Origin of the sequence: Pseudonocardia sp. NPDC049154, assembly GCF_040648315.1 — a bacterium.
Classification (GTDB): Bacteria; Actinomycetota; Actinomycetes; order Mycobacteriales; family Pseudonocardiaceae; genus Pseudonocardia.
The window spans coordinates 33,134-43,517 of record NZ_JBEZDN010000068.1; the positions used below are offsets into that span (position 1 = coordinate 33,134).

The following is a 10,384-nucleotide window of genomic DNA, read 5'->3' on the forward strand; positions in this document are numbered from 1 at the left end:
AAGGCGCGCCGCACCGTGACCGCCCCGTCACCCGCCCCGACGATCCCGGTGGCGGGACCGCGGGCCGTCCGGCGCCGCCCTCGGGCATGATCGTGTTCATGGTTCGTCGGGGGGCGTTCGCCCTGTCCCTGTCCGTGCTCGCCGTACTGGGAGTGGTGGCGACGGGCTGCGCGGCCCCGACCGGTGCGTCTGCCGCCGGCGACTGGCAGGGGGCGGTCGAGATCCCGGGCTCACCGCTGCCGATCGGCGTGCACCTCGCCGAGAACGGGACGTCGGGCACCATCGACATCCCCTCGCAGGGCCTCACCGGCGTGGAGCTCTCCGCGGTCCGGGTCGACGGCGACGCCGTCTCCTTCGCCGTCCCGGACATCCCCGGCGACCCGGCCTTCCGCGGCACCGTCGACGGCGACGCGCTGCGCGGCGACCTCACGCAGTCCGGTCAGACCTTCCCGTTCTCGCTGACCAGGGGCACGCTGCCGCCGCCCGCCCGGCCGCAGAACCCGGTCCAGCCGTACCCCTACCGCAGCGAGGACGTGACGTTCCCCAGCGGCGACGTCACCCTCGCCGGCACGGTCACCACGCCCGAGGGTCCGGGCCCCTTCCCCGCCGTCGTGATGATCACGGGCAGCGGCGCGCAGGACCGGGACGAGACGCTCGCCGGGCACAAGCCCTTCCTCGTGCTCGCCGACGCGCTGACCCGGGCGGGCGTCGCGGTGCTGCGCACGGACGACCGCGGCGTCGGCAGGTCCGGCGGCTCGGCCGCGGGCACCCCGTACGCCGACCTCGCCGACGACGCGCGCGCCGGCGTCGCCCACCTGCGCACCCGGCAGGAGGTCGACCCGGCGCGGATCGGCCTGTTCGGGCACAGCGAGGGCGGCTACCTCGCCCCGCTGGCGGTGCAGCGCTCCGCACCCGGCGACATCGCGTTCGCGGTGCTCATGGCCGGCCCCTCGGTGGGGGGCGGCGACGTGCTGGTGGAGCAGAACCGCCTGATCCTGGCCGCGGCCGGAGCGCCGGCCGACCAGGTCGAGGCGCAGGTCGGCCGGGTGCGGCAGATGGTCGCGCAGGTACGGGCCGGCGACGTGGCGGGCGCGGAGCGGACGGCCCGGGAGCAGGCGGTGGCGCAGGGTCTGCCGGCGGAGCAGGCCGACGCGGCGGCCGCGCAGGTGCCGGCCCTGGTCCCGTTCCTCACCTACGACCCGCGGCCGGCCCTCGCCGCCCTGCGGATCCCGGTGTTCGCGTTCTTCGGGTCCAAGGACCTGCAGGTCCCGCCGGCACAGAGCGAGGGCCCGATGCGGGAGGCGCTGGCCGGCTCGCCCGACGCGATGATCCGCACCTTCGACGGGCTCAACCACCTCATGCAGCCCGCCCCGACCGGCTCGCCCGCCGAGTACGCCGCGATCGAGACGACGATCGACCCCGCGGTCCTCGACGCCGTGACGGACTGGGTCGGGAAGCGCTGAGGCCTCGGTGGCGTCGGCCTCGCGAACGGCGAACGGGTCCTCCCGGCCCGGGCCGGCTGCGCTACTGGGCGTCGTTGTCCGGGTCGAGATCGCGCAGGATCGCGTCGTTCTCGCCTTCGGTGAGCAGAGCGCTCTCGCCGTCCTGCCGGTCGGACGGCGTGAGGCATCCCGGGCACACGGCCAGCCCGTCGCCGTAGGTCTGCCAGTCGATGTACTCGGCCGAGGCGGAGTCGACGACCCGACCGCATCGACTGCACTGCTCGGTGTGGGGCATCGAGATGCACCCTCCCGTCGTTCGGGGTGAGCGGACGGCTCAGGACGACGAGTCGTCGGCGGCCCCAGCCTGACCCCGGCCGACCCGCCGCGCAATGGCACGGACGACGGGTGCCGTGGACACCGACGACGCCGACGCGACCACCGGACTCCGCGTCTTCTGCACCATGCCCCCGACCAGCGGCGACGAGAAAGATGCGCCGATCGGGAACTTCCGCGTGCCTTCGACCGTTGGGGGAAGTAGGTCGTTCGGTTTTCGAGGTTCGTGTCCTGCACGCTCGCGAGAACAAGCGGTGGAGTGCGGGACGGCGTCACGAGGACGCCGGAATCGCTCCCATCAAGGTCGGCCGGGCCCCGCACGTCGCGGACGAGCCCAGCACCAGCGAGGAGCAGACATGGCACAGGGAACCGTGAAGTGGTTCAACGGTGAGAAGGGCTTCGGCTTCATTCAGCAGGACGGCGGCGGCGCCGACGTCTTCGTCCACTACTCCGCGATCGACGGCGGCGGCTTCCGCAGCCTCGACGAGGGCCAGCGGGTCGAGTTCGAGGTCGGCCAGGGCCAGAAGGGCCCGCAGGCCACCGGCGTGCGCGTCATCTGAGCGGACCCACGCCCAGGAGCCCGCTTCCCGTCAGGGAGGCGGGCTCCGCCGTTCTCGGGCCCCTGTCCAGTGCACGCATCACGTGACGGCCTGGGACCGGGCCCTGAGCGGACCGCGACGCCTCCCGCCGAGGGCAGAACAGCTCTAGCCCTTCCGACGGCGCCTGCGGGGCTCGGCCCGGTCCTGCTCGCGGTGCGTGCGGGCCGCGGCCAGCAGCTCCTCGGCGTGGGCACGGCCGGTGTCGGTGTCGTCGAGCCCCGCGAGCATCCGCGCCAGCTCGACGATCCGGTCGGCCTCGGGCAGGGTGCGCACGCTGCTGCGGGTGATGCCCTCGCCGCGCTTCTTCTGCACCACGAGGTGCCGGTCGGCGTAGGCGGCGACCTGCGGCAGGTGCGTGACCACGATGACCTGGTGGCGCGCGGCGAGCCGGGCCAGCCGGCGGCCGATCTCGACCGCGGCGCGACCGCCCACGCCGGCGTCGACCTCGTCGAACACCATGGTCGGCACCGGGTCCGCGCCCGCGAGCGCGACCTCGAGGGCCAGCATCACCCGGGACAGCTCGCCGCCCGAGGCGCCCTTGTGCAGCGGCTGCGGCGCCGAGCCGGGGTGCGGGACGAGCCGCAGCTCCACCTCGTCCACCCCGTCGGACCCGGCGACCACCCAGCGGCCCTCCACCAGCAGCGCGTCGGCCGCCTCGGGTCCGGTGGCCGCCCGCGGCGCGACGGAGACGTGCAGCTCCGCGTCCTTCATCGCGAGCCCGCCCAGCTCGGCGGTGGTGTCCGCGGCGAGCCGGCCGGCGGCCTCGGCCCGCGCGGCGCTCAGGGCCGCCGCGTGCCCGGCCAGGTCGGCGGCGAGCGCGTCCCGCCGCGCGGCCAGCGCGGCGAGCGCCTCGTCCGAGGTGTCGAGCCCGGCGAGGCGCTCCTGCGCCTGCGCGGCCCACTCCAGCACGCCGTCGATGTCCGCGGCGTACTTGCGGGTCAGCGCCTTGAGCTCGGCCTGCCGGGAGAGCACCTGGGCGAGCCGCTCCGGATCCGCGTCGAGCCGGTCGAGGTACGACGACAGCTCGCCCGCGACGTCCGTCAGCACGGCGAGGGCCTCCCCCAGCCGCGGGTCCAGCGCCACCAGCTCCGGGTCGCCGCCGGAGTGCAGGCGGTTGCGCGCCTCGCCGACGAGCCCGACGGCGCCGGGCGTCTCCCCGTCGTCCGAGCCGGAGAGCATCGCGCGGGCCAGCCCGGCGGCCTCGCGCAGGTCGTCCGCCGCGGCGAGCCGCTTCGCCTCCTCGACGAGCTCGCGGTCCTCCCCCGGCTCCGGCGCGACCGCCTCGATCTCGGTCAGCCCGTGGCGGAGCATGTCCGCCTCCTGAGCCAGCCGGCGCGCGTTGTCCCGGCGCTCGACGAGCTCGGCGCACACGGCCTGCCACTCCGCGCGGATCTCCCGGTACGCCCCGAGCGGCTTGGCCACCGAGTCCCCCGAGTACCGGTCCAGCAGCGCGCGCTGGTCCGCGGGGCGCAGCAGGCGGAGCTGGTCGTTCTGCCCGTGGACGGCGAGGGTGGCCTCGGCGAGCCGGCCCAGCACACCCACCGGGACCGACCGTCCGCCGAGATGGGCGCGAGACCGTCCGTCGGCCGACACGGTGCGCACCGCGATCAGGGTGCCGTCCTCGTCCGCCTCAGCGCCGACCTCCTCGGCCAGCTCCAGCGCGGCGGCGCCGCTGCGCTCGAAGCGACCCTCGACGACGGCCCGCGACGCGGACTCGGCGACCCGCGACGCCTCGGCCCGGCCGCCGCCCAGCAGGGACAGCCCGGTCACCACCATCGTCTTGCCCGCACCGGTCTCACCGGTCAGCACGGTGAGGCCCGGGTCCAGCTCGAGCGTGGCGTCGTCGATCACGCCGAGGCCCTGGATGCGCATCTCGGCCAGCATGGGCCGCACGATACGGGCCGCCCCCGACAGATCCGCGCACAGACCGCGGCGCGACGTGTCCGGGCGTGTCCGGAGGGTCGCGGGCGGCTCAGTGCTCGTCGGGGATCTCCGGCGCGCCGCGCCAGCCGCGGACGGGCAGGTCGAACTTGCGCACCAGCCGGTCGGCGAAGGGCTGCGCCTGCAGCCGGATCATCCGGACCGGCTCGACGCCACGGCAGAGCTCGACGCGGGCGCCGGGCGGGAGGTCGATGACCCGCCTGCCGTCGCAGTCGAGGACGGCGGGCGGCCCGGTCGCGTCGATCTCGACGGCCACGTGGCTCGACGGCGACACGACCAGCGGCCGCGCGAACAGCGCGTGCGCGTTGCTCGGCACCACCAGCATCGCCTCGACCTGCGGCCAGATCAGCGGCCCGCCGGCGGAGAAGGCGTACGCGGTGGAGCCGGTCGGGGTCGAGCAGATCACGCCGTCGCAGCCGAAGCTGGAGACCGGTCGGCCGTCGATCTCCAGCATGACCTCGAGGATCCGCTCGCGGGTGCTCTTCTCGACCACGCCCTCGTTGAGCGCCCAGGTCTGGTCGAGGACCTGTCCGCGGTGGCGCACCACCGCGTCGATCGTCATGCGCTCCTCGACCTCGTAGCGCCCGGCCACGATCGCGTCGAGCGCCTCGCCCAGGGACTCCTGCTCGGCCTCGGCGAGGAAGCCGATGCGGCCGAGGTTGACCCCGAGCAGCGGCACCTTCGCGGGCCGGGCCAGGTCGGCCGCCCGCAGCAGGGTGCCGTCGCCACCCAGGACGAGGACGGCCTCGGTCTCGGCCGCGCACGCCGGCGTGCCGTCGACGACGAGCGGGCGCAGCTCCGGAGGCATGTCGGTGCCGTTGTCGACCTCGGCCCACTCGTCCGCGAGCACCCGCAGCCGGATGCCGTCCTTCGCCAGGCGGTGCGCGACGCGGGCGGCGACCCGCCGGTTCGTCGCGCGCCCCGCGTGCAGGACGACCAGCACCTCCCTCATCGGGGGCCCTCCTCGACGGCCCGCGCGAGCGGCGCGTCGCCCACGTCCTCCCCCTCGCCGCGGGCGAGGCGCAGGAAGTACTCGACGTTGCCCGACGGGCCGGGCAGCGGGCTCGCGACGGCGCCGCGCACGGTGAGCCCCAGGGCCCGCGCGGCGTCGGCGACCTCGGTCAACGCGGCGAGCCGCAGCTCGGGGTCGCGGACGACCCCGCCCGTGCCCAGCCGGTCCCTGCCCACCTCGAACTGCGGTTTGACCATCGGTACCAGGGTGCCACCCGGCGCCGTGCACGCGACGAGGGCGGGGAGGACGGTGCGCAGCGAGATGAACGACAGGTCCGCGACGGTGAGGTCGACGACCCCGCCGATCGCGTCCGGCTCGAGCGCCCGGACGTTGGTGCGGTCGTGCACGTGCACCCGCGGGTCCGACTGCAGCCGCCAGACCAGCTGGCCGTACCCGACGTCGACGGCCACGACCTCGCGCGCCCCCCGCTGCAGCAGCACGTCGGTGAACCCCCCGGTCGAGGCCCCGGCGTCGAGACAGCGCCGGCCCTCCACCGGGACGTCGGGGAAGGCGTCGAGCGCCCCGAGCAGCTTGTGGGCGCCGCGGGAGGCCCACTCCGGCTCGTCCGCCCGCTCCTCGACGACGACGGGGGTCGCCCGGTCGACCTGGGTCGCGGGCTTGCCGGCGGGCAGCCCGTTGACGGTGACGCGGCCCGCGCCGATCAGCTCGGCCGCGTGCTGGCGCGAGCGCGCGAGCTTGCGGCGGACGAGCTCGGCGTCGAGCCGGGAACGGGTGGGCACGGCGGTCCTCGCCTGTTCTCGCCGCTCAGGCCCGCTCGGGCGAGCCGGCCGCGAGCGCGGCGCCGAGCGCGGCGTGGACCCGCTCGAAGGCCGCGACGTGCTCCTCCGCGGGCCGCTCGGCGACGGCCTCAAGGGCGCCGAGGGCGGCCTCGACGTCGGCGCGCACGGCCTCGAGCGGGCGCGCGGACATCGGGCGCGGGTCGCCCGGCAGGGGGACGGTCATCGGTCGAGCTCTCCGGTCGGGGTCCGACTCACGGCGTCGGCGTGATCGCCACGGTAGCCGAGGCGGGCACCGGGGCCGCGACGGGCGCGCCCGGCCCCGCTCACGCCAGGCCGAGCCGGTCGACGGCGGCCCGGGCCGCATCGCCCTCGGCCCGCACCCGCGCCGCTCCCCCGCCGGCCGCCCAGTGGACCGCACAGAGCGCCCGCAGGGCGTCGAGGTCGTCGAGGTCGTCGCCCTCGCCGGACAGCACGAGGTCGTCGCCCACGGCCCAGCCGTCACGGCTGCCCGGGGCGAGGTCCTCGGCCGGCTGGAAGAGCGCGCCGAGGTTCGCACCGAGGTAGGTCGGGCGCTGCGATTCGTGCGCCTCGAGCACCTCCCGCGGAGTCGACACCCCGGTCAGGACGACGAGCGTCGGCAGCCCCGCCGCATTGCCGCCCTCGATGTCGGTGTCGAGCCGGTCGCCGACCACCAGCCCGCGCTCACGACCCGACGCCCGCAGCGCCTCCTGGATCAGCGTCGGCGCCGGCTTGCCCGCGACCTGCGGCTCCGCCCCGCTCGCGATCCGCACGACGCCGACCATCGAGCCGTTGCCGGGCATCGGCCCGCGGTCGGTCGGGAGCGTGGGGTCGACGTTCGTCGCGACCCACAGCGCACCCTGCCGGATGGCGAGCGTGGCCTCGGCCAGGTTCCGCCAGCCGGTGTCGGGCGAGTGGCCCTGGACCACGGCGTCGGCGTCGTCGGCCGAGTCCACGACCCGCAGACCCCGGCGGGTGACCTCCTCCGCCAGCGCGCTCGTCCCCACGACCAGCACCCGCGCGCCCTCCGGCAGCTGCGCGGCGAGCATCGCGGCCCCGGCCTGGGAGCTGGTGCGCACGTCCTCGGTCGTCGCCGGGAAACCCAGCTCGGCGAGGTGCGCCGCGACGTCCGACGGCCGGCGCGAGGCGTTGTTCGTGACGTACGAGGTCCGCACGCCGCGGTCCTGCGCGGTCGCGATCGCCTCGACGGCGCCGGGGACCGCCGACGGCCCCGCGTACAGGGTGCCGTCGAGGTCCACCAGCAGGACGTCGAACCGGGAGAGGAGGTCGTCGCTCATCAGGACGGCTCACCCTCCGGACCCTCCGCGGGCCAGGTGTCGACCGGAGGTTCGGGATCGCCGTCCTCGTCGGGCTCGGCGGACTCCTGCGCGACGAGGGTGGGGCGGGGAGTGTCTTCCTCGCCGTCCACCTCCAGGTCCTCGTCCTCGTCGAGCTCGTCGAGCTCGTCGTTCTCGTCGACGTCGTCGTCCAGCTCGTCGGACTCGTCGAGGTCGTCGTCCTCGTCGAGCTCGTCGAGGTCGGCCTCCTCGTCGGCGAGGTCGGCGTCGGTGTCGGTCTCGTCGGTCTCGTGGAGCACGTCGCTCTCGTCGAGCTCGTCGGTCTCGTCGAGGTCGCTCTCGTCCTCGAGCTCGTCGTCCTCGAGCTCGTCGTTCTCGAGCTCCTCGTCCTCGTCCGTCTCGTCCTCGTCCGCGTCGAGCTCGTCGTCCGCGCCGGGACTAGCGGCGGCGGGGTCGTCCTCCTCGTGGACCTCGCCGATCGAGAAGCCGTCGTCGGCGTCCTCGATCTCCTCGCCGGTCAGCACGGCGAGCCGGCGACGCGCGTCGGTCTCGCCCGCGGCGTCGGCGTCCGCGGCGTGGACGAACCACTGCACCGCGTCGGCCTCGCGCCCCGCGGCCAGCAGGTTGTCGGCGTAGGCGTAGAAGAGGCGCGCGCTCCACGGGTCCCGCTTGCGCGGGTCCAGGTCCGCCCCCTGCAGCCCGACGACCGCGGCGTCGATCTCCCCGAGGTCCCGCCGGGCACCGGCCGCGACGATCGCGAGCTCGATCCGCTCGGCGTGTCCCAGCTCCTTGGCCTCCGGACCGCGTGCCAGCTCCAGGGCGCGCTCGGGCCGGCCGAGCGCGCGCTCGATGTCGGCCATCACCGGGATGTGCCCGGGCCCGCCACCCATGCGCCGGGCCGCCCGCAGCTCGCCGAGCGCCTCGTTCCACTCGCCGGCGTGGTAGGCCGCGATGCCCGCAGCCTCCCGGACCACGGCGATCCGCGACGCCCGCTTCCGCGCGTACCGCGCGTGCTCGAGGGCCTCCTCGGGGTCGTCGTCGACGAGCATGCCCGCGGCGACCAGGTGCAGGGCGACCTTCTCCGCGGTCTCCTTCTGCAGGCCCCGCAGGTCGCGCCGGACGTCGGCGTCGAGCTCGTTGGGGCGCACGCCCTCCGGCAGCTCGGGCTCGGCCATGAACGAGGTCGACACGCCCTCGGGGCGGCGCTCGCGCCGCTCGCGGTCGCCACCCCGGTCACCGCCACGATCGCCCCGATCGCCGCGGTCCCGCGGACCGCGGCCCGGGCGGTCGCCGTCACGGGGGCCGCCGTCACGACGCCCGCGCACCGGCCCGACCCGCTCCCCGCGGTAGCCGCGGTCGCCCCCGGCCGGACGCTCCCGCCGCTCGAACCCGCGGTCGCGGACGTCGGTGCCCCGGTCCCCGCGGTGCGGCCCGCCGATCCCGTCGCCACGGTCCGGGCGGGACTCGCGCTCCTCCCGGCGGAAGGCGGCGGGGCGGTCGTCACGGCGGTCGTCACTACGGCCGTCGCGGGGGCCGCCCCGCTCCGGGCGGTCGCTGTCGCCCCCACGGGTGTCGCGGCCGAACCCGCGCGTGCCGCTCTCGCGATCGAACCGGCCACCACGGTCACCGGCACCACGCGAGTAGCCGGCGCGGCGGTCGTCGCGGTCGCCGCCCCGGGGACGGTCGTCCCGCCGGAAGCCGGACCGGTCGTCCCGGTCGAACCCACCGCGGCGGTCGTCGCGGTCGCGGCCCCGCGGACGGTCGTCACGGCGGAAGTCGCCGGAGCGGTCGCCGCGGTCGAACGAGCCCCGCCGGTCGTCCCGGTCGACGCCCCGGCGACGGTCCTCGCGCCGGAAGCCGCCGGAGCGGTCCTCCCGGTCGAACCCGCCACGGCGGTCGTCGCGCGGACCCGAGCGGAACTCACGACGCTCGTCGCGGTCACCCCGCGGGCCGCGGACGTCACGGGACTCGCGGTCGTCGCGGCCGCCTCCCCGGGGACCACGGTCCTGGCCACCGCGACGGTCGTCGCGGTCGAACGAGCCCCGCCGGTCGTCCCGGTCGCCGCGCTGACCGCGGGAGTCTCGGAAGTCCCGGCCGCCACCGCGCTCAGTGCGGTCGTCCCGGGTGAAGGAGCCGCGACGGTCGTCGCGGTCGCCACGCCCATTCCGGTCGCGGGAGCCGTGGCTGCCGCTGGAGTAGCCACCGCGGCGGTCGTCGCGGTCGTTGCGCGGACGGTCGCCGGGGGGCGCGCTGCGGGGACGGTCGTCGCGCCGGTAGCCGCCCGAGCGGTCGTCGCGGTCGAACCGGTCCCGGCGGTCGGAGTAGCCGCCCCGGCGGTCGTCGCCGTAGTTCCCTCGCGGACGGTCGCCCCGCCCACCCTGGCGGTCGTCGCGTCCGTACCCGCTGCGCCGGTCGTCGCGCTGCGGCCGGCCACCGCGCCGGTCGTCGCTGCCCCAGCGGTCGACGAACACCTTCTCGCTGGCCTCGCTGCGACCGCCGCGAGCCGGGCGGTCGTCACGTCCGCGGTCACCGGCTCGGTCGTCCCGGCCCGTCTCGCGGCCGCGGAAACCGCCGCGTCCGCGGTCTCCACCCGAGCCACGCCGGGCGTCGGACCGGTCGTCGCGCGAGCCACGCCGGTCGTCCGAACCGCCCCAACCGGTCCCTACCCGGCCGGCGCCCCGCCGATCGTCTCGGCGGCCATCGCGGCGGTCGTCGCGGTCGCGGCGGTCGCCGGAGCGGCCGCGCGGACCGCCCTCACGGCGGTCGTCCCGCTTGTCATCCCGATCAGTCACTCTGGAATTCCAGTTCTCGTCGCGTCGCTGGCCGTGATCGCGAGCGCGATTCCAGCCGTCGGAGAAGATACGAAAAAGAGCGCCCCCACCTGCCCGGTGGGGACGCTCTTCGATGTTTGATGTCGGCGGCGACCTACTCTCCCACACCCTGGCGAGTGCAGTACCATCGGCGCTGGAGGGCTTAGCTTCCGGGTTCGGGATGGGACCGG

The 10,384-nt window shown here is 76.1% G+C and carries 9 protein-coding genes and 1 rRNA gene; 2 read left to right on the top strand and 8 right to left on the bottom strand.

Features of this window, described 5'->3' with window-relative positions; genetic code table 11:
- The first annotated feature begins 98 nt into the window (after positions 1–98).
- Entirely contained in the window at positions 99–1,463 is a 1,365-nt protein-coding gene (locus tag AB0B41_RS27005) for an alpha/beta fold hydrolase (protein ID WP_358208116.1), read from the top strand.
- A gap of 61 nt (positions 1,464–1,524) precedes the next feature.
- On the opposite strand, the gene AB0B41_RS27010 is transcribed toward AB0B41_RS27005, so the two are convergent.
- Positions 1,525–1,737 carry a hypothetical protein gene (locus AB0B41_RS27010; protein WP_358208118.1) on the bottom strand — a complete coding sequence of 71 codons (213 nt, stop codon included), beginning with the start codon at positions 1,735–1,737 and terminating at the stop codon, positions 1,525–1,527.
- Between the two features lie 394 nt (positions 1,738–2,131).
- Here AB0B41_RS27010 and AB0B41_RS27015 point away from each other — a divergent pair, with 394 nt between their 5' ends.
- Positions 2,132–2,335 (top strand): cold-shock protein, encoded by a 204-nt coding sequence (locus AB0B41_RS27015; protein ID WP_358208120.1) that lies wholly within the window; start codon positions 2,132–2,134, stop codon positions 2,333–2,335.
- 144 nt (positions 2,336–2,479) lie between these two features.
- Here AB0B41_RS27015 and recN read toward each other — a convergent pair whose 3' ends face one another.
- From recN to rrf, 7 genes are all read right to left on the bottom strand, one after another.
- Positions 2,480–4,258 (bottom strand): DNA repair protein RecN, encoded by a 1,779-nt coding sequence (gene recN / locus AB0B41_RS27020; RefSeq protein ID WP_358208122.1) that lies wholly within the window; start codon positions 4,256–4,258, stop codon positions 2,480–2,482.
- Between the two features lie 88 nt (positions 4,259–4,346).
- A complete protein-coding gene (locus AB0B41_RS27025; RefSeq protein WP_358208124.1) occupies positions 4,347–5,267 on the bottom strand; it encodes an NAD kinase in 921 nt (306 codons plus the stop codon).
- Positions 5,264–6,067 carry a TlyA family RNA methyltransferase gene (locus AB0B41_RS27030; RefSeq protein ID WP_358208126.1) on the bottom strand — a complete coding sequence of 268 codons (804 nt, stop codon included), beginning with the start codon at positions 6,065–6,067 and terminating at the stop codon, positions 5,264–5,266. Before AB0B41_RS27030 ends, AB0B41_RS27025 begins: the two co-directional genes overlap by 4 nt.
- Positions 6,068–6,092: 25 nt before the next feature.
- Positions 6,093–6,290 carry a hypothetical protein gene (locus AB0B41_RS27035; protein WP_358208128.1) on the bottom strand — a complete coding sequence of 66 codons (198 nt, stop codon included), beginning with the start codon at positions 6,288–6,290 and terminating at the stop codon, positions 6,093–6,095.
- Positions 6,291–6,390: 100 nt separating this feature from the next.
- The gene (locus tag AB0B41_RS27040) at positions 6,391–7,383 is read right to left on the bottom strand and encodes an HAD-IIA family hydrolase (RefSeq protein ID WP_358208130.1); all 993 of its coding nucleotides are present in this window, start codon (positions 7,381–7,383) and stop codon (positions 6,391–6,393) included.
- The gene (locus AB0B41_RS27045; protein ID WP_358208132.1) at positions 7,383–9,854 is read right to left on the bottom strand and encodes a hypothetical protein; all 2,472 of its coding nucleotides are present in this window, start codon (positions 9,852–9,854) and stop codon (positions 7,383–7,385) included. The genes AB0B41_RS27040 and AB0B41_RS27045 overlap by 1 nt, the downstream gene beginning before the upstream one ends.
- Positions 9,855–10,295: 441 nt before the next feature.
- Positions 10,296–10,384 (bottom strand): 5S ribosomal RNA (rrf, locus tag AB0B41_RS27050); the annotation flags it as partial.